This is a genomic window from Acinetobacter sp. MYb191 (genome assembly GCF_037572605.1).
Taxonomy (GTDB): domain Bacteria; phylum Pseudomonadota; class Gammaproteobacteria; order Pseudomonadales; family Moraxellaceae; genus Acinetobacter; species Acinetobacter johnsonii.
This window is the reverse complement of sequence record NZ_JBBGZP010000014.1, coordinates 1-18890: the sequence shown is the minus strand read 5'-3', so window position 1 is coordinate 18890 and position 18890 is coordinate 1. Positions and strand designations below refer to the sequence as shown.

At 40.8% G+C, this 18890-nt stretch carries 27 protein-coding genes and 1 pseudogene; 16 read left to right on the top strand and 12 right to left on the bottom strand.

The window, feature by feature from the left end:
- Nucleotides 1–26: 26 nt before the first annotated feature.
- On the bottom strand, nt 27–1037 hold the full coding sequence (locus tag WH214_RS09355) for a sulfate ABC transporter substrate-binding protein (protein ID WP_058869352.1): 1011 nt from the start codon (nt 1035–1037) through the stop codon (nt 27–29).
- 164 nt (nt 1038–1201) lie between these two features.
- Here WH214_RS09355 and pabC point away from each other — a divergent pair, with 164 nt between their 5' ends.
- The 4 genes from pabC to WH214_RS09335 all read left to right on the top strand — a co-directional run bounded on the left by pabC (nt 1202) and on the right by WH214_RS09335 (nt 4175).
- A complete protein-coding gene (pabC, locus tag WH214_RS09350) occupies nt 1202–2014 on the top strand; it encodes an aminodeoxychorismate lyase (protein ID WP_339421086.1) in 813 nt (270 codons plus the stop codon).
- 1 nt (nt 2015) lies between these two features.
- Nucleotides 2016–3071: an endolytic transglycosylase MltG gene (gene mltG / locus WH214_RS09345; protein ID WP_339993243.1), complete on the top strand. Its 1056-nt coding sequence runs from the start codon at nt 2016–2018 to the stop codon at nt 3069–3071.
- Complete coding sequence (gene tmk, locus WH214_RS09340; RefSeq protein WP_339421083.1) at nt 3072–3671, top strand: dTMP kinase; 600 nt, start codon at nt 3072–3074, stop codon at nt 3669–3671.
- 87 nt (nt 3672–3758) lie between these two features.
- On the top strand, nt 3759–4175 hold the full coding sequence (locus WH214_RS09335) for a PaaI family thioesterase (protein ID WP_010326437.1): 417 nt from the start codon (nt 3759–3761) through the stop codon (nt 4173–4175).
- A 46-nt stretch (nt 4176–4221) separates the two neighbouring features.
- On the opposite strand, the gene nadB is transcribed toward WH214_RS09335, so the two are convergent.
- On the bottom strand, nt 4222–5856 hold the full coding sequence (gene nadB, locus WH214_RS09330) for an L-aspartate oxidase (protein WP_114837089.1): 1635 nt from the start codon (nt 5854–5856) through the stop codon (nt 4222–4224).
- Nucleotides 5857–6085: 229 nt separating this feature from the next.
- Here nadB and WH214_RS09325 point away from each other — a divergent pair, with 229 nt between their 5' ends.
- The 4 genes and pseudogenes from WH214_RS09325 (at nt 6086) to WH214_RS09315 (ending at nt 9700) form a co-directional block, all read left to right on the top strand.
- The gene (locus WH214_RS09325; RefSeq protein WP_339421074.1) at nt 6086–7465 is read left to right on the top strand and encodes a Do family serine endopeptidase; all 1380 of its coding nucleotides are present in this window, start codon (nt 6086–6088) and stop codon (nt 7463–7465) included.
- 111 nt (nt 7466–7576) lie between these two features.
- Nucleotides 7577–8053 (top strand): acyl-CoA thioesterase, encoded by a 477-nt coding sequence (locus WH214_RS09320; RefSeq protein WP_010326440.1) that lies wholly within the window; start codon nt 7577–7579, stop codon nt 8051–8053.
- 145 nt (nt 8054–8198) lie between these two features.
- Nucleotides 8199–8264, top strand: a pseudogene (locus WH214_RS16975) (hypothetical protein); the annotation flags it as partial.
- A 212-nt stretch (nt 8265–8476) separates the two neighbouring features.
- Nucleotides 8477–9700, top strand: coding sequence for a tyrosine-type recombinase/integrase (locus tag WH214_RS09315; RefSeq protein ID WP_339421072.1), 1224 nt, complete (start codon nt 8477–8479; stop codon nt 9698–9700).
- Here WH214_RS09315 and WH214_RS09310 read toward each other — a convergent pair.
- The 10 genes from WH214_RS09310 to WH214_RS09265 form a co-directional block, all read right to left on the bottom strand.
- Entirely contained in the window at nt 9689–9940 is a 252-nt protein-coding gene (locus tag WH214_RS09310) for a hypothetical protein (RefSeq protein ID WP_087010847.1), read from the bottom strand. The two genes, WH214_RS09315 and WH214_RS09310, sit on opposite strands and share 12 nt — an antisense overlap.
- Nucleotides 9937–10125, bottom strand: coding sequence for a hypothetical protein (locus WH214_RS09305; protein WP_339421070.1), 189 nt, complete (start codon nt 10123–10125; stop codon nt 9937–9939). The genes WH214_RS09310 and WH214_RS09305 overlap by 4 nt, the downstream gene beginning before the upstream one ends.
- The gene (locus tag WH214_RS09300) at nt 10122–10271 is read right to left on the bottom strand and encodes a hypothetical protein (protein WP_339421068.1); all 150 of its coding nucleotides are present in this window, start codon (nt 10269–10271) and stop codon (nt 10122–10124) included. Before WH214_RS09300 ends, WH214_RS09305 begins: the two co-directional genes overlap by 4 nt.
- Nucleotides 10268–11452, bottom strand: coding sequence for a hypothetical protein (locus WH214_RS09295; protein ID WP_339421066.1), 1185 nt, complete (start codon nt 11450–11452; stop codon nt 10268–10270). Before WH214_RS09295 ends, WH214_RS09300 begins: the two co-directional genes overlap by 4 nt.
- Nucleotides 11453–11470: 18 nt before the next feature.
- On the bottom strand, nt 11471–12166 hold the full coding sequence (locus tag WH214_RS09290) for an ERF family protein (RefSeq protein WP_339421064.1): 696 nt from the start codon (nt 12164–12166) through the stop codon (nt 11471–11473).
- Between the two features lie 13 nt (nt 12167–12179).
- Nucleotides 12180–12485 (bottom strand): hypothetical protein, encoded by a 306-nt coding sequence (locus WH214_RS09285; RefSeq protein WP_339421062.1) that lies wholly within the window; start codon nt 12483–12485, stop codon nt 12180–12182.
- Entirely contained in the window at nt 12485–12913 is a 429-nt protein-coding gene (locus WH214_RS09280; protein ID WP_339421060.1) for a hypothetical protein, read from the bottom strand. Before WH214_RS09280 ends, WH214_RS09285 begins: the two co-directional genes overlap by 1 nt.
- Before the next feature lie 438 nt (nt 12914–13351).
- Nucleotides 13352–13654 carry a hypothetical protein gene (locus WH214_RS09275; RefSeq protein WP_339421057.1) on the bottom strand — a complete coding sequence of 101 codons (303 nt, stop codon included), beginning with the start codon at nt 13652–13654 and terminating at the stop codon, nt 13352–13354.
- 27 nt (nt 13655–13681) lie between these two features.
- On the bottom strand, nt 13682–13897 hold the full coding sequence (locus WH214_RS09270; RefSeq protein WP_168159677.1) for a KTSC domain-containing protein: 216 nt from the start codon (nt 13895–13897) through the stop codon (nt 13682–13684).
- A gap of 75 nt (nt 13898–13972) precedes the next feature.
- Nucleotides 13973–14662 carry a LexA family protein gene (locus tag WH214_RS09265; protein ID WP_339421051.1) on the bottom strand — a complete coding sequence of 230 codons (690 nt, stop codon included), beginning with the start codon at nt 14660–14662 and terminating at the stop codon, nt 13973–13975.
- A gap of 125 nt (nt 14663–14787) precedes the next feature.
- Between WH214_RS09265 and WH214_RS09260 the strand changes: the two genes are divergently transcribed.
- From WH214_RS09260 to WH214_RS09225, 8 genes are all read left to right on the top strand, one after another.
- Complete coding sequence (locus tag WH214_RS09260; protein WP_339421049.1) at nt 14788–15018, top strand: Cro/CI family transcriptional regulator; 231 nt, start codon at nt 14788–14790, stop codon at nt 15016–15018.
- A gap of 58 nt (nt 15019–15076) precedes the next feature.
- Nucleotides 15077–15577: a phage regulatory CII family protein gene (locus WH214_RS09255; protein WP_339421047.1), complete on the top strand. Its 501-nt coding sequence runs from the start codon at nt 15077–15079 to the stop codon at nt 15575–15577.
- Nucleotides 15578–15993: 416 nt separating this feature from the next.
- Complete coding sequence (locus WH214_RS09250; protein ID WP_339421046.1) at nt 15994–16257, top strand: hypothetical protein; 264 nt, start codon at nt 15994–15996, stop codon at nt 16255–16257.
- Entirely contained in the window at nt 16254–16550 is a 297-nt protein-coding gene (locus WH214_RS09245) for a hypothetical protein (protein ID WP_339421044.1), read from the top strand. The genes WH214_RS09250 and WH214_RS09245 overlap by 4 nt, the downstream gene beginning before the upstream one ends.
- Nucleotides 16551–16576: 26 nt before the next feature.
- Entirely contained in the window at nt 16577–17674 is a 1098-nt protein-coding gene (locus WH214_RS09240) for a replication protein (RefSeq protein ID WP_339422932.1), read from the top strand.
- Nucleotides 17671–17928: a hypothetical protein gene (locus WH214_RS09235; protein ID WP_259233563.1), complete on the top strand. Its 258-nt coding sequence runs from the start codon at nt 17671–17673 to the stop codon at nt 17926–17928. The genes WH214_RS09240 and WH214_RS09235 overlap by 4 nt, the downstream gene beginning before the upstream one ends.
- 32 nt (nt 17929–17960) lie before the next feature.
- Nucleotides 17961–18338 (top strand): DUF559 domain-containing protein, encoded by a 378-nt coding sequence (locus WH214_RS09230; RefSeq protein ID WP_339422931.1) that lies wholly within the window; start codon nt 17961–17963, stop codon nt 18336–18338.
- Complete coding sequence (locus WH214_RS09225; RefSeq protein WP_339421042.1) at nt 18335–18823, top strand: hypothetical protein; 489 nt, start codon at nt 18335–18337, stop codon at nt 18821–18823. Before WH214_RS09230 ends, WH214_RS09225 begins: the two co-directional genes overlap by 4 nt.
- The last annotated feature ends 67 nt before the right edge of the window (nt 18824–18890 follow it).

Below are 18890 nucleotides of genomic sequence, written 5' to 3'. Positions count from 1 at the left end.
CTTACAGCTATTTACTGGACTCGGTTTTATTTCGTCGTATTGGCTTTCACAATTTGGTCAAATACACCACCATTTTCAAAGTGCTGTTTTTGTACCTTGGTCCAACCACCAAATTCTTTATCAATCGTCACCAACTTCAATGGTTTGAATGTGGTTGCATATTTTTTCAAGACGCTTGCATTACGTGGGCGATAGAAATTTTTTGCCGCAATTTCCTGTCCAGCAGGTGAATACAAATAGTTGAGATATGCTTTTGCCAGATTCAAATTGCCGTCTTTTTCCGCATTCTTTTCAACAATGGCAACGGGTGGTTCTGCCAAAATAGATAGCGAAGGCGTCACGATTTCAAACTTACCCGGTTGTTCACGAATTGCTAAATGTGCTTCATTTTCCCATGCTAAGAGAACATCACCGATACCGCGTTCAGCAAAGGTTGTGGTTGCGCCACGTGCACCTGAATCCAGCACTTTGGTATTTTTATAAATTTTACGCACGAATTCTTGTGCTTTTGCATCGTTACCCGCAGGTTGATGTTTCGCCCAAGCCCAAGCTGCTAAGTAGTTCCAGCGTGCACCACCTGAGGTTTTTGGATTTGGTGTAATAATGCCAACACCCGGCTTCACGAGGTCACCCCAGTCTTTAATGCCTTGTGGGTTACCTTTACGGACGAGGAACACGATAGTTGAAGTATATGGTGTCGAGTTATTCGGTAATTTCTTTTGCCAGTTGGTCGGTAAAAGTTTTGCTTTTTCAGCAATCACATCGATATCTGCTGCAAGAGCAAGTGTCACAACATCTGCACCTAAACCATCAATTACCGAACGGGCTTGTTTACCCGAGCCGCCGTGAGACTGTTTGAAGTTAATGTCTTGGCCTGTGCGTTGTTTCCAATAAGCGCCAAACTGTTTGTTGACATCTTCATACAGTTCGCGTGTTGGATCATACGACACGTTAAGGAAATCTTTTGCTGCAACACCAAAAGATGTGACTGAAACTAGCGCCGCTAGTACCCCAATTTTTAACTTAGATAAGCTCATGTGAGACCTCAAATTTTAAACGTTTTTAAACATGAGGCAAGAATACTGTGAGTCTTATTGCTAAAAAAATAATAAAAAATGAATTTTATATGAATAAAAAAGAAAAAGAGTTCAGCTTAGAATTCATTAAACTAAAGCAGAAAATTGTTTCAGGGTAGATTGGCATGCATTGCTATAAAAATGCACAAGAAATCAAACAAATAGAATTATTAGATCGTGCATTTCACTATGGAGATGGTTGTTTTAGTACAGCGCGTATCCGTGATGGTGTGATCGAACTAGAGCCTCTACACATAGCGCGCTTGAAATTGGCCTGTGAAAGACTGTTGTTGTCAGCAGATTTAGCCTTTATTCAGCACAGCATCGTGCAATTAAAACAAACCCATGCACACTTAAACGGCACTCTGAAAATTATTATTAGTCGGGGTGAAGGGCAGCGCGGATATAGTTTGCCCACACATCCTGCTGACGTTTGGGTGTTTTTCTATCCGAAAGCATCAGAGGCTTTGACATACAGCGAAATTGATTCAGGGGTACTGCAACATGCGATTGGGCTGAATATGCCGCAAATGGTGGGTGTGAAAAGCTTAAACCGTTTAGAACAAGTTTTACTTAAGCATGAGGCGGAACAACATGGCTGGTTGGAAGCTTTGGTCACAGATGTGCAAGGTTCTGTAGTTGAAGGTGTGAGCAGTAATTGTTTCATTCTGCTAAATGATCGATGGATTAGTCCCGAACTTCGTTATAATGGCGTACATGGTGTCATGCGTGCCGAAATATTGGCACGGATGCAGCAACAAGGGATGAGCTGTGAGCTGAGAATGATTGATATGGAAGAAATTCCACGCTTTCAAAGTTTATTTTTCTGTAATGCCTTGAGTCCTATGAAAATAGCCAAAAGTCTGAATCATCAGCACTTAGATGTTCAGCCGTGTATAGATTTGTTCCATCGTCTTCAACTTAATCAGATGCAGTAGTATGTCCGCAGCCAAAACCAAATCGAAAAACAAAACGCAACCACCCCAACGCAAAGTGAAAGGGTTGTTATTGATTGCTGTGAGCATCATTGTTTTATTGATGATTGTACTGTGGTCGAGTTTATTTAAATCTTATCCTGTTGAGGGTAAAAAGCAGTTATTGGCAATTAACTCTGGCGATACCTATTCCGGTTTTATTGACCGCTTAGCCAAAGAAGACATGGCTAGTTTTCCTATTATTTTAAAGCTTTACCAAAAAATATTTATTCATGACACGTTGAAAGCCGGTGTTTACGAAGTGCGTGAAGGTATGAGCATTCGCCAAGTTTTGGATATGATTTCCAATGTCGATAATGCCGAGATGAACCGTATATTGGTGATTGAGGGGACGACCTTTAAACAGCTGATCGAGGCGTTGAAAAAGGATGCATTGGTTAAAAAGGAAGTCTCCAATTTACCCATGGATCAGCTTTTAAAAGCATTAGATATTCCGTATACGCATGCTGAAGGACTTTTTGCCCCCGATACTTACTTCTTCGCCAAAGGGGAGTCAGACAAAAAAATCTTAACGGATTTATACAAACGCCAAATGAAAGCTTTAGATGAAGCGTGGGCAAACCGTGCGGCAAATTTGCCGTATAAAGACAAATATGAAGCCCTGATCATGGCCTCTATCATTGAAAAAGAAACCAATGTTGACCGCGAACTGGAGCAAGTTTCAGGTGTGTTTGCGCGTCGTCTTCAACTCGGCATGCGTTTGCAAACGGATCCGACCGTGATTTATGGCATGGGCGATAAATATACAGGCAATATTACCCGCCAAGACTTGCGTACTCCAACAGCCTATAATACTTATACCATCAATGGTTTACCTCCTACGCCAATTGCTTTACCAAGTAAAAAAGCCATTGAAGCTACCATGCACCCAGATAACAGTAAAAACATCTACTTTGTTGCAACGGGCAATGGTGGACACACATTTAGTGAGACTTTAGAGCAGCACAACCAAGCTGTAAAAGAATATCTCAGCGTTTTAAAAACCAAGAAGGATGAATAGATGTTTATTAGTTTTGAGGGCACAGAAGGTGTCGGTAAAACCACACTGATTCGCAAAATTTATGAGCATCTAGAGCAACAAGGTCAGAGTGTTGTTTTAACGCGTGAGCCAGGTGGTACACCGATGGCTGAGCAAATTCGTTCGCTACTATTGTCAGTCAATCATGAAGAGTCGATGTCGAATGATACTGAACTGCTACTGATGTACGCGGCTCGCGCACAGCATTTACAACAAGTGATCGTGCCTGCTTTAACGGAATATAAAACCGTACTGTGTGACCGTTTTACCGATGCCAGCTTTGCTTATCAATGTGCAGGACGTGGTTTAAGCCAGTCGAAGCTGCAACTACTGAATGAGAACTTTGTCAGCCATATGCCTGATATTACATTTTGGCTCGATGCCCCGATTGAAACAGGCATGTCTCGTGCGCGGGAACGGGGGGCTTTGGACCGTTTTGAACAAGAAAAAGTCACTTTTTTTGAAAAAGTCAGAGCGGGTTATCAGCAGTTATGGGAACAATATCCTGAGCGGGTCAAACGCTTGGATGCAACACAGTCACCAGAACAGGTCTTTGTACAAGCGTTGCAATATTTAAACTAAAAATAAGCCTGAAATGTTATTTCAGACTGTAGTGAAATGCATTTTTCTTTTATAGTCAGTGACAAAGGACTGTATGTTGAAGGAAAAATGAAAAGTAACTTAACTGAGATTGTGGCTTTTTTAGAAAAGGAATTTCCGCAAAGTTTAGAAAAATGTCGTATCGAATCTGTCACTGAGCGCGCAGCAACAGTCGTGTATCAGGTAGATGAGCGCGATTTGAGACCAGGTGGGACGGTTTCAGGCCCAACCATGATGACTCTTGCAGACTATGCATTATATATCGCTATTTTAGGGGAAATTGGGCTGGTCGGTTTAACCGTGACCACCAATTTATCGGTCAACTTTCTAAGTAAACCTGCAGCTTCAACAAATATCCGCGGTGAATGTAAGTTAATGAAAGTTGGCAAAGCATTGGTGGTTGGGGATGTGTGGTTGTATTCAGTGGGTAAGGATGAACCCATTGCACATGTGGTGGGAACTTATTCTATTCCACCCAAATCCTAAAAAATGACTGAATAAAAAAAGCCTGACGAATCAGGCTTTTTTTAAATTAGTTATTCACTAAAGGGGTTTCAACTTTAAAATTTAAAGGGGTGAGTACGGTTTTACGCAATTCATTCGATAGTTCAGGGTAATCTAAAGTGTAGTGTAGACCGCGCGATTCTTTACGCTCCATAGCACAGCGCACGATCATTTCAGAGACTAAAACTAAATTACGTAGCTCAATCAGATTTTTGCTGACTTGGTAATCTTGGTAATACTCGGTAATTTCCCGCTTCAACATTTCAATACGGTGTAGCGCACGTTCAAGACGTTTCGTGGTACGCACAATGCCGACGTAGTTCCACATGGTTTGACGTAGTTCATCCCAGTTTTGCAAAATCACCACATCTTCATCAGGATTCATCACTTGTGAGTCATCCCAAGACGGAGCAGTTGGGGATTGGTAACTTGAATCAAAACTTTTTTCGATGTGCTCTGCTGCACTCATGCCATACACAAAACACTCTAACAGTGAGTTACTGGCCATACGGTTAGCGCCATGCAAACCTGTGTAAGAGGTTTCCCCAATCGCATAGAGACCTGCAATGTCAGTTTGACTGTGTTCATCAACCACCACACCGCCACAGGTATAGTGCGCAGCAGGAACAACAGGAATCATTTCCTTGGTAATGTCGATGCCGAGTTCAAGTAAGCGTGCGTACAGGGTTGGGAAATGTTCTTTAATGAAACTTTCGGGCTTATGGCTAATGTCGAGCCAAACGTGACGAATACCTAAACGCTTAATTTCATAGTCAATCGCTCGCGCCACAATGTCACGTGGAGCAAGTTCTGCACGTTCATCAAAGCGCAACATAAAGCGTTCGCCATCGGGTAAGCGTAAATAAGCACCTTCACCACGCATTGCTTCAGTAATGAGGAAAGAGCGTGCTTGCGGATGGTATAAACAGGTTGGGTGGAATTGGTTAAACTCCATATTCGCCACGCGGCAACCCGCACGAAACGCCATGGCAATACCATCGCCCGTTGCAATGTCGGGGTTCGAGGTATACAGATAGGCTTTCATTGCGCCGCCGCAAGCCAGAGCGGTGAAAGGGGCTAAAAAGGTATGTACTTTTTCAGTCTTTTCATCAAGTGCATAGAGACCTAAGGCACGATTTTGTTCTTCTAAGCCCAGTTTTTGAGAGGTAATTAAATCGATGGCGATGTAATTTTCAAAAATGGTGATGTTGTCTTTTTCAATCGCACGTTCCACTAAGGTAGTTGAAATGGCACGACCTGTAGCATCTGCGGCATGAATAATACGGCGTTGAGAATGTCCACCTTCACGTGTTAGATGTAATTGCTCTTGATCATCAAGGGTAAACTGCACGCCGTGTTTCAATAGAAAATCAACAGAAGGTTTACCGCCTTCAACGGTTTGCTTTACGGCTTCGGTCTCACATAAGTGAGCGCCCGCAATCATGGTGTCATCAATGTGCTGTTCGATGGAATCCGTTTCATCTAAAACAGCGGCAACACCACCTTGTGCATAGAATGTACTTGCATCGGTCAGGTTTGATTTTGCAAGAACAGCAATATTGAAATGTTGAGGCAACGATAAGGCTAAGCTCAGGCCTGCACCGCCACTTCCCACAATAATCACATCAAAATGATGTGTTGTGTTTAAATTAGACATGTCCATCAGCTAATTTGGAAAAAGTTCGCTAATGACAGCGCTTTTTTCACGAAAAGGCAAGGGTAAAATCTCTACAATTGATGGGAAATATAAATAAAGAACGTATTTTTTAAGCAAATTTTAAGCTCTTGTTTATACAAACATAATAGAACATATTATTACCCAAGATAGACAAAGATTATGCTAAAAACGCTAATACATAAATTGATAACAAACATATAGGTCAATACTTGATATGAAAAGTCGCGCGATACAAACTGGTTTTTTTGCTGTTGCATGCACAATGGCTACGGTGCAAACACAAGCAGCACCTGTTGATTTCTCAAACTTGGTTGAGCAAGTCAGCCCTGCTGTAGTTAGTGTAAATGTGGTTAAAAAGATGACTCAAGAAGAGTTACTGCAGCAGCAAATACCTGAGATTTTGAAGCGTTTTTTTGGTAATCAAGTCATTATTCCGCAGCAGCAAGCGCCGCAAGAAAAAACGGCTTATGGCAGCGCATTTTTTATTAGTAAAGATGGTTATTTACTGACAAATCACCACGTCGTAGAAGATGCATCGAAAGTCACGATTATGTTTAATGACCGTCGTGAACTGGATGCAACTGTAGTAGGTAGTGATGAACGAACTGATGTGGCCTTGCTTAAGGTGAATGGTACGAATTTTCCGTCACTGCGTACAGGTAATGTTGATCAACTGCGTGTAGGTGAACCTGTGCTTGCGATCGGTTCACCGTTTGGTTTTGATTACTCGGCTTCAGCGGGAATCGTGAGTGCGAAAATGCGCAATATGATGGGGGAGACATCGGTACCCTTCATTCAAACCGATGTGGCTCTCAACCCAGGAAACTCAGGCGGTCCGTTATTCAACCAACAGGGTGAGGTAGTTGGGGTGAACTCGCGTATCTTCAGTGGTACGGGCGGTTATATGGGGCTGTCTTTCTCGATCCCAATTGATGTCGCAATGGATATTGCTGACCAACTTAAGAAAACCGGCAAAGTTACGCGCTCTTATTTAGGCTTCAATCTACAAGATCTAGACCGCAATTTGGCAGAGTCTTATAATTTGCCGAAACCTGAAGGTTCACTGATTACTAATGTTCAGCCAAATTCACCTGCGCAGAAAGCGGGGCTAAAAGCAGGCGATATTATTTTAAAATTCAATGGAACACCGATTTCACGTACCTCTGAGTTATTGAACTATTTAAATCGTACCATGCCAAATCAAACGGTACAGCTAGAAGTACTGCGTGATGATAAAAAGCGGAATATATCGGCAACATTAACCACCGCGCCGGATGATACACCAGCAAAATCCGATGCAGTTACACAAAGTAAAGGGCCTGTATTAGGCATTGCTATCCGAAATTTAGCACCTGCTGAATTGTCACAGCTCAATGTGAAAGGTGGTGTGTTAATTCAAGAAGTGAAACGCGGCGGCGCAGCAGCACAGTCAGGTATGGCGGCTGGTGATGTGGTCACTCACATTAATAATAAAGTAGTAAAGGACACCAATGATTTTGTCCAAGCGGCATCTGAATTGAAAAAAGGTCAGGTTGCCCGCGTTGGAATCATCCGACAAGGCACACCAGCCATTTTAGGGATGCGTATCCAATAATCGAAAAAAACCACTCTTCGGAGTGGTTTTTTATTTTTAGCAATTTGATGATGCCTGTTATTTGCGTACACTGCCATCTTCATAAGGATATTTAGATTCAGTAGAGTGTTTATGAGTAGTATTTTTGACTTAAGACTTCAGGTACAAGCAGAACATATCGACCAGTTAGGCCATGTGAATAACGTGGTTTATATGCATTGGATGCAGGATGTCGCAACAGCACATATTGATGCACTGGGTTTAGGCTTAAAAGAATATATCGAGTTAAAACATGCCATGGTTGCGGTTGAGCATCATGTGCAGTACCGAAAAGCTGCATTTAAAGAGGATGAAATAATCTTACGTACATGGTTTGACGATATAAACGCATTATATTCATCACGCCAATATGTGTTTTATAGACCCAAAGACAATAGCATTTTATTTGTTGCTCAAACCAAGTGGGCTTGCGTAGAGATTGAAACTGGCCGTGCAAAACGTATGTCACCCAGTTTTACCCAAGCTTACCAACCGCTTGCAAAAGATGTGAATGCCCTAGATTTTTCAATGGATTATTCAAAAAGCCCAGTGAAAAGCGAAAACACGTAAAAAAGCGTCAGAGTTGTGAAAAGGAAGCGTATTAATATGGATACTTTAAAAAAACCATCTGTTATAATCCTTCGCAATTTCTATTCGGCTTTTGTTGTGCATCGAAATTTGTCTGCATAACGCTTCATTTTGTTCAAGGTAGCCCATGGCGCAAGCTAAAAAATCTGTTGATATTAAAAATATCCGTAATTTCAGTATTATTGCTCACATTTATGACTGACATTAAGAAGCTACAAGACACAACTCGACGCATTAAGCCATGAAACTCAATAAAAGCCTTTAATTAGGCTTTTTTTATGCGTCACTATAAGACACAATGAAACACTAATGGAAACTATGAGCCAAGCTAAATATGTACACAAACGTGTACATAAATAGGAATATGGCACAAGTTTGATGGGTCTAGTGTGTACATGGTGATATATGGCGATTTCAGAAGCTTGGCTAAAAGCTCAACTTGGTAAAGACAGAGAAAAAATAGAAGAGTTCGCCGATCGCGATGCCATGAGTGTTCGTATTACTCCAAAAGGTAAAATCGTCTTTCAACTACGCTACAGGTATAACGGCAAGCAGCATCGACTAGATCTTGGCTCATATCCAAATTTAACATTGAAAAATGCACGCGTAGAATCAGATCGGCTTAGAGCAGAACTTGAAAAAGGGCTTGATCCAAAACAGGTAAGATTGAAAGAGAAGGTGAGTATTAGAGATGCATACACACTAGAGACTTTGTTTTATGAATGGTATGAGAAATTCTGTGTACCCAATAAATCTAGTCACAATGAGATTAAGCGCTCTTTTGAGATATATGTGCTTCCCTTCATTGGAAAACAAAATAGTGATGATATAAGCGCATATCAGTGGCTTTCATTACTGGAGGATGTAGCAAAGAAATCACCTTCCATTTCTGCCCGTCTTTTGATTAATGCAAACCAGTGCCTCAAGTGGGGGCAGAAGCGCGGTTTAATCTCAGTCAATCACCTAATGAATGTTTCAGCCAAGCATGACCTGCGTATTGAAAAAGGCGTAAAAGAACGAACGCTGAGTGACAAGGAAATCTATTTAACTTGGTATGCCCTAAAGCGAACCAAGATGACTTATAAAAATAAGCTGTTTCTAACACTCTTGGTTATCTACGGCTGCCGTGTGGGTGAGCTTAAGCTTGCTAAAAAATCTCATTTTGATTTAAAAGAAATGATATGGACTGTTCCTCCTGAAAATCACAAAACAGGGAAGAAGAGTAAAAAGCCGATCTTAAGGCCAATTACGGAAAACATTAAACCTTACTTGCTTGAAGCAATGGAATTCAGCCAAGGTTCTGAGTACTTGTTTACAATTGATGGGACTACAAGGCCGCTAGGTGAGACATCCCATCTCACAATGCCAAACAACATTTTCCAATGGCTTAAGAGGCATAAAGGTGTTGATCTGGAGCACTGGTCTGTACATGATCTTCGCAGAACTATGCGTACCAATATGTCAACGATTGCTCAGCCTCACGTATGTGAAATCATGTTGGGGCATGCGCTTCCAAAGATATGGGGTACATACGATAAGCATGATTATCTATCTGAGCAGACTGAAGCGTACGAGAAGTGGGTGGATAGGCTGGAATCAATTTGGAAGAATGAAGCGCTAGATAACTAGCGCTTTTTTTTGTAGTGGCCACGACTCATACCAACCTAAAAGTTTGCCAGAATCATAGTTATTTCCTGCGCCTCTGCATTCAGAAAACGGTTTAGGCATAGGGTTTTCGTAAAGTTTGCCATCTTGCCAACGGTTTAGAGTTCGTGACGACCTGCCAAATATTTCCTCTAAGTCGGGAGTTTTTAGTACAGGTCGTGAACAAAGTGCCTCCTTGATAGTCATTCCTTCAAACTTATTCATAGTCCCTCCTTATGTTTAACTGTTACTTGATTTGCAATTTTGTCTTGATATCCGAAATGAACAAGACTGTGATAGAGGGCTGAGGCTTGCTCCGCCGTGAATGTTTTGGTTGCACCTGATTGGCCTATGACGAGTGGTGCAAATTCTTCAGCAAGCTCTTGGGCGATGTGTTGGAGGTTAGTCATTTGCGATCTCTCCAACGTGCTTCTTTAAGCTTTGCATTAATAACTAATGCATCAATTTCACTGGCGTTCACCTTGTCGAAAATATGTGTCATTTTCACCCCGAACACTGTGAGTGTTCGGGTTAAGGTAGAGTACTCAAACTTCATGAAGCCACCTCACTAGATTGATTCTCCAACTCAAAGCGACGTCGCTTCACACAGCCCATCAACTTTGGTTGGATCTCAGGATGACGGCCATACACTTCAATTTCCAAACAATCTAATTCAGTGAAATCTTTGGCATTTTCGATTTGTACCATCAATGATGGTGGTTGCTCCTCACTACCTGCAGTAGAAGCGCTGAGCTCATTCAAACGATTGTGAATAGCGGTAAGCAAAGGCTTACGCTGTTCTTCAGTCCATTCACTGGTGTATTTAATAAGCGCATTTGCTTCTGCCGGTGTTTGGGAATTCGAGGCACGTTTAAGCAAGTCATTTAAAAGCGTTATTTGATTTTCATCTGCTTGTATTTGTTCATTACCCCCCTTAATCAGATCCTCTGCATCCTGTTGTAATTTCTTGAGTGCTTCTAGAGATAAGTCTTCAGTTTCAGCTTGTGGCGTATATTGCTCTGGATCTAACTCAATTAACTTAGCTTCAACCAGTCCAAATAAATGCTGAACATGTTCTCGTTCAAGATAACCATTCGCAGAGAATGAGTAGCGCAGGGATAAAACAGATTCAACCTTCACACATTCATTAATCTGAGTGGTGAATGACTCAACAATTTTCACTGGATCCGTTTCTATTTCATCAGTCGAAACATCACCCGCCTTTTCATTTGAAACTGGAGCCGGCTCAACTTGTTCTATTGGATCCTCACTCTTTTTACGAGGAGCTTTTTTAGGTTTAGCAGTCGGTTTCATGAATGTATGAAAATCAACGACCTTCACAACCAATTCATTTTCAATGCCTAGCAAACTTTGAATAGCTTTTGCTTGCTTTTGAGCATTTTCAAAGTCTCGTTGTACAGAACCATTTTTTACTGCTAACACCAATTCTTCGTATTCAGTAATAAACTGACCTTTTACAATGCTGCCAGTATTCCCAATTAGAAATATGTCTTGTCCTTCCTCTAACTCATCGAGCGAGTAAGGTTTTAAGAAGGTAAAACCATTAATTGTGATTTCATCAATTTTGATACAAAACTCATAACCCTGTTTAGCAAAAACAGTGGCAGGGAACTGGTCCAAATCATCAAACTCAATGAGCTCACCAGCTATACGGCACATGATATTTCGCCCAGCCATCATTGCCTCAAAAGCTTCAGTACCATTTAATATGTTCATATTCTTATCCTTCTAAATTTAGTGGTGTAAAGCTTGCTGTTGGTTTTGATTTACTGGAGTCCAACCCATTTGATCCGCTCTTGCTTGGCAAGCTTTTGAAATACCTGCAAAGTACTGAGTGCCATTAAAGGTCTCTAAAGCTTTATCAAGTGTGGCTGCTTTCTTAGCATGACGAATGGACTCTAAGGCTGCGTTATAGCGATCGTGCAAACTAGGTTGCTGAGCATTGTTATTCTGCGACTGGTTGGCTTGTTGTCTGTTTTGTCCTTGCTGCTGCGTCCGCTGTTGGTTGTTGGTCTGATTCTGATTTTTGGTGCTGTTGTTGACTTGGTTATGATATTCGTCAGAGTCATAGTCTTTAGTATCGTCAATCAGGAATAGGCCATTCAAAGCATACTTCCGAGCATATGAACTTGAAGCACCAAAGGTCTGTGCTACATCCATTCCTTTCTTGCTAATTTCCACACCTGCATGGGCTTTAACAATGGTTTGTTTGCCGTCTGCATCAGTAAAAACTACATTGGCAGTGACAACCACAACACCACCAACCTCAGTCACGTCATCGGTGATGACCAGTGTGGCATTGTACTTTTGTAGCAAAGGCTTAACTGCTTCAAGAATGTCTTCGCAGTTTCGGTAGTTGTAGTTACCAAATGAGTTGCGTTTGCTCTTTGGCGCTTTCAGTTCAAGTTGAATCTGTTGAAGTGTAGACATATCAAATTTCCCCTTATGCCCAGAACAGTGAGCCTTTAGCTCGTTTATATGATTTTGGATAAGAACGTGTAAGTGACTTTTGAAGGCGAACAGCCATGGTTTTCCTTTGCTGAAAAGCTCGTTCACGTTCAAAGTTTTCGCGGATCCAAGGTTTAGCAGCATGAACCTCAAGCGTGATTAGCTGCTCGGTACCATCCTTATTCACCACATATATATGGCGACCTTTTTCAAAGTAGGTTGAATGGCCGAGACGCATACGGATGTTGCCTTCGCCATCTTGGCTGATGAACTCAGAAAACTTTTGAGTAGAAGTAGTCATTAGCCTGCCTCCACTAAACGATGTTTTTCGATATAGCCTTTGATGAGGGCATTGAAGTTTTGGTGGTCGATGTGGTTTGTGAAGTCGTTGTATGGATTGCCTAAGGCATCTGAAACGGTTACTTCATCTAAGTTGGTTACGTCTACAGCGGTAAATTCACTTCCCGGTACACCGTAGCTGTCTTGAAATGCTTCAACTTCAAAATGTGCAGTAACACGGAAACCATCTAAACGAATAATCGCTTCGCCGTGGTTTTCACCAGTCATTTGCAATGCAAGGAGTTGATATTCAGAAGGGGCAAGGTTGGCAACCATTGGTTGTGCAGCCTTAGGTGCAGTTTTAAGACCACAACTAAGTACGCCCATTGTTACAGCAGCTACAACAATAGTTGTCTTGATGCTATTGAAAGGGGTTAAGGTTTTGTTCATAATTGATCTCGCAATTTGCAAAAGCCCTGATCCCGTTGAAAGTCTCAGGGCTTTTTAATGTCTGTGAGATGAATATAACTATAGTTATTTTTATAGTCAATAGAAAAGCTCTTAAAATATATCTAAAGTTATATTAAATTATAATCATAAGAATTTTTATGTTCTAATAGACAAAAGAAAACCCATCACTGGGATGGGCTGATAGGATCGGTGATTTGAGTTCTGTCATTCATTCATTTCTCCACCCGATCTGTTATAAAGGACTGCGTCGGGTTCGCAGTTTAATAAATCATTGAAACCCAGCAGAGGACTACCACCACAGAGATTAACCCTAGTTTCATGTAGTCAAATTTATTCATCTTATATTCTTCTTATTAACCTCAAGCCATGCTCATGGGGTTTTGTTTACCCAACCAACAAAGAATTGATCTAAGCGACTTATAACTCAGAGTACTTTTCTAAAAAATCATCTACCCATCCCTGTGCCGCTTCACTATTGGTTATGTCAGCCAGCTTTAGACTGGTACCTTCTGCTTCGTTAAATCCCTCAATAATCGCTTCAAAGATATTCACTTCACCAATGACTTCGTGTGCTATTTCCGCAGGGTCATAGCTTTGTTTGGCTTTTTTGAGTGAGGCTATTTGTTTATCAATTCCTGCGCCAATTTTTTCTAATGCTAATTTAAATTCTTGACGATTAATTGTTAGCGCAGTTTTGGATTTATTAAGTGTTGCGATCATTATGCATTCCTTCTTCAAAGGTTTTAATTACACAAAAAGTTGAATTCGTTTAAATTTTTTATTCATCTCAATTTGGCTTTTAAAGAATTTATCTTTATCAATTGCTTCAATAAAATTGTTAAAGGTACTAGCTTCAAGAAGTCTATAAATAAATCTCTCACCAGTCCTAAGCACTACAGTTAATAAGAAGTGCTGGTAAAGCACATAGCTGATATTGCGAGAATTTACTTCAATTCTTTGCATGTTTAGTATTCTATTTCCTTATATTTATATTCTTCAAAGTGGTTCTAAACCCAAGACTGTGCTTGGGTTTATTCTCTAGTACTTAAATTTTCGATTGTGAGCAACAACAACACCAATAATTGAGATATCTATCTGATTTGAGTTAAGCGTTGGAAAGTCAGGATTTAATGGAACAAGCTCAATAACATCAACACCAAACTCATTGATACCAATAACACGATATTTCTTAAACGTTGTTCTTGCTTCGCCGTGTTTTATCTCTTGAGCAATAACAAGAGCGCCTGGTTTCGCTTCAAGTGAACCATCTACCACAATCTCGTCACCTGGTTGGAATTCAGGAGACATGCTCGTCCCTTCAACCTTTAGAGAAAATACACACTCAGGGCGCGCACTCTTATAGGTTGTCCAGCTAGTACCTATTGGATTTAAGCCATCGTAACCAACATCATGTAACAAACCAGCCTGAACATAATCCAATAAAGGAATTGCCTGTAAAGGGGTATCGATTGGGGAAACATTGCTTGCAAACTGGCCATCATCAGACTTATGGCTCTGTCTTGTGTCAGTTGATTCACTGCCAGTTGTTAACCATAGTGAGTCAACATTTAAAAAATTAGCAATCATTGGCAGGAAAGATGATTTTTGATTGCGACCAGACTCTAAAGCTTGATATGCAGGCTGAGACATTTTAACGGCTTCTGCCACTTCCGCTTGAGTTTTCCCTGCACGCTTTCTTGACTGCTTTAGCCTGTCTTTTAATTCCATCTTTCAAAACCTCAAAATCCTGATAACCAATATATAACCTAGGTTATATGAGATCAAATAGTTATAGTTATTGACTGAAAATAACTATAGTTATAATATCTGTTATATCTAGTGAGGATATAACCATGAGTAACACTACAAAGAATATTTTCCAATTGCTCGTAACTCATTTTGGCGGGCAGGAAAATACAGCAAAAGCTCTCGGAGTAAAACAACCAGCAGTATCGGGCTGGGTACGAGGCACAAAAAGAATGTCTGAGATTGTTGCTATGAGAGCTCAGGCCGCGACAGATGGCAAATTCAAAGCAGTTGAGTTATGTCCATCTCTTAATGATTTTAAGCAATTAGCCATATAAACAATTATCACTTGTTCAAATCTTTATGGAAACGTGAAACAAATCAAGGATTTCACAAATGCAAGAAATAACACTAAGCCGTGAAGCACAAACGGCAATTTTTAAAATGATCAACCAGACGCAGGGGATTTCACCAAAGGAAATTGCTCAAGTTACTGGTGATTCGCATAACACGATTTGCAACTACGGGAACGTAGGGATGTCAAACCACTTACCGAGCTTGAAGAAGCTTGAAACCATAATGATGTACACGCAGAACCCTGAAATTTTAAAGGTGTGGGCGCATCAGATGGGTTATGCACTTGTGCCAGTGGATTGCGACGCCAGCAAACATCATGAGCTATCAATCTTTGAGGCAATGATGCAGCACAACATTAAGAGCGGAAAAGCAAACCGTGTTGTGTATGAGGCTTACGAGGATGGGGTGATTACACCAGCGGAATATGAAGAGATCCACCAGATTACCCAGGGCTTGATCGAGTTGATTACCGCCGTGGATCAGGCAGCACTTAAACAAATGCAGAAGTACACGGCAAATGCTCAAAAAGAAAAAGCCTGATCTTGGGGACCAGGCTTTTCATATTCATCAACTTTAGAGGTGTTAAATGAATAGATCAAACTTAGCACAATTTTTAATCAAAAAAAAGCCTGAGTTTGACGTCAGGCTTTTAAAGATATCCAACCATGCGGAGTCAGATATGTATTTGAATCTAGCACATAAATTGGGCAAAAAAAGCCTGATCTTGGGGATCAGGCTTTTTCAGCATTCATTACTCTAGGATGGAATAAATGAACAATCAAAATTTAGCACAACATTTAACTAAAAAAAAGCCTGAGGCTCGACTCTCAGACTCTCTAGTTCAAAAACATTCTAGTGGAATTGAACATAGATCTGAATCTAACACACCAAACAGGCAAAAAAAAGCCCGAGAGTTGAGATCGGGCTTTAGTATTCAATTCAGAGGGTACACTTTCATGAATGACGCAAATTTAGCACAACAAGTCATTGAAGACAATACGGATTTTTTAATCGGCGATGCTGTTGTACTTAATCAAGTCATAGGTAGCTTCGATGAAATTTATAACGTCGTGGAAGTCTATGAAAACACCGTAGATGTATATATCGGTATTGGAATTTTAACCATAAACAAAAAGTTTGTTCGTAGTGCTTCAACTATTGAGCTCAATGCAAAACGCCGTCTCACTTTGGCCGAACAAACCTTAGCGGAGGTTCCATGATTACCAACAAGGCCATTCAAAAGAAGCCCGAGCATAAGCAGATGATGCAGCTTCAATCATGGTACGAGCCAGCACTCCGCACATTAGATGGATTGCTGGAGATCCGTAGGGCAAATCTTCGTAAAGTCAAAGGCGATGAAAAGAATGCTGCCGTCACGCGAGACGAGTTTATGGAAATGCTGATCAATGAACATCGTGTTTCAGTTTGGTATGCAGGTGAAATCATTTCAAGCCTGCATCGAGCAGGTCAGATTTTTATGTTTGGGCGTTTCATTAAGGCGGGTGAAGAGTGAGTAATAAATTTATACCAAACTCATTCATGGTCGCTAACGCGTTTGTGGATGAAGCAATGAATAAGATCAGTGATGCATCTGTGAAGATCTACCTCCTGATCATTCGTAAAACTCGTGGCTGGACAAAAGAGAGTGACGCGCTTTCTTTACGCCAGCTGGAAAGCCTATCTAGGAAAAGTCGTCCTACAGTCATTAAGTGCTTAACTGAGCTTGAAGAAGTGGGTCTTATTAAAAAGCACCACCAATCGAAATATGGGAATGTATTTTCACCAGTCGATAACTATGACATCGGCAATATCATTAAATTTCCATCCAAAAAAGTGCTGGTAAAAACGTTAGTTTTGTTCAAAAAAGAGGTGGTTAAAAATTTTTACCACTTCGGATATGGAGAAAATACAGCTCAAAATGCAGTCGAATTTTACTTGAATCTTGGTAATCAGAAATCTGTACTGGTTAAAAATTTTTACCACCTTACTGCTGTGGATAAATTCCCAATGTGGTCAATATTTTTAACCACCTTAAACGCCAAGTGGTCAAATATTTTAACCACAGGTGGTAAAGAATTTTTACCGCAAGTGGTAAAGAATTTTAACCCACAAACTAACACTATCAAAAAACACTCTCAAAATAAAAAAGAGAGCTGGTTTGTTTTAAAAACTTTGAAAGATGAAATTGCTTTGGCAAATGATTCAATTCCTGTTGAGAAAATCACAGATGCGACTTGGTTCACTCGAGAACTTTCAGCATTTGAAAATTTCAACGAAGGCAAAAATCACAATCCGCAATTCTTGACCTACCTGTTTGCTGATTGGTTGATTCGTGCATATCTCAAATACGAAAAACAAGCTGCTGCAAAAACCATGGTGGATGGATCTACAGCGAATGGCTCTACGAATACCAAACGTGAACCGAAGCAACTCACTGAAAAACAAATCTCAGCATTTGCACAGAAACTTGCACACCTGCCTGAGTTCGCCAGCAAGCACAGCGCTCCGGGTGACTCATACGAACAACTGGCATCACGAATCAAAATCAAATTGATGAACCCAGCACAGGCGAAGAAATGGGAATCATATCTCAAGCAAGTCGGGTTTACTGGAACGCTTATGGGGGCTACAGCATGATCAAGCCTATTCGCAAAAAGCTGAAGTTTGTACACGCCTTTGATTACTTTGCTCAAATCATTGGACTAGCACTCAAAACCAATGGGCGAATTTGGTCAAAGGAAGTGAGTGAGCAAACGGGTGTATGTATTCGCTCAGCACAACGTTATTTGGCTCAACTTGAAGATTATGGATATTTGTACAGCGATAAAAATACGCCATGCGGATATCGACCTACAGCGAAAGCCAAACAATTGTTTGAGGTGAAGGGGTGACTAGCAGCTACTCCATTGCTGAATACAAAAAGATGATCGGAGCGAATAAACCTAAAAGAGGAGTTAAGCGCCCAAAGGTTAAAGGTGAAAAAGTACAGAGTGAGGGTGAGGTGATATTGGCCACTGCACTGAGAGCTTTACAGATTGAGTTTGAGCAGGAGTTTAAGTTTCACCCGACACGTAAATGGCGAGCTGATTTTCATTTGAAAGGCAAAAAGATATTGGTCGAAGTGGAAGGCGGGATTTGGAGTAATGGCAGGCATACAAGGGGAAAGGGTTATTTAGGAGACTTAGAGAAATACAACGAAGCAACAATGATGGGTTATCAGGTAATACGGTTTAGCACTGAGCAAGTGAAAAGCGGCAAAGCGATTGAGCAAATAGAGAAGATGGTAGGGGATTTGGGATGACGGCAGCAGTAACGATTATGCAAGTAGTAGATTGGACACGTTTTGATTTAGAGGGGTGGTTATATCAATTTGGTGCTTGGATGAATACCGTATCTGGTACATGCGGGAAGAGTATCAATCCAATCGCTGTAGCAATGGATAGTGCTGTGAAAGCTCAAAAATATAAGAAGCTGACTAAGGAGCAACAACAGCAGATTATTGTGGATTACTTAACAGGTGATTTTGAGCCGCCAAAAGCTAGACGTAGTAAATTGGTTTGTCAGATTGATGATAATGAGGCCCGCGCCGTGCAGCGTTTGGTTTTAGATATGCAGGGACAATCTGAAGTCTTAGATGATTGGTTGGATGCCATCATTTGCCGTTATTTTTATAATAATTCTTGGGCAGAAATGAAGAACTCAACCCGTACCGAAATGGATGCCAAATTTGATGTGAAGTGTGGATTGGCTGCTTTGCATGTTCGGTATGGGTTTATTGAATTTTAAATTATTTAAAAAATGATATAATTTTGAAATATATAAATTTTTATAGTTTTATAATGTAACTTAATTA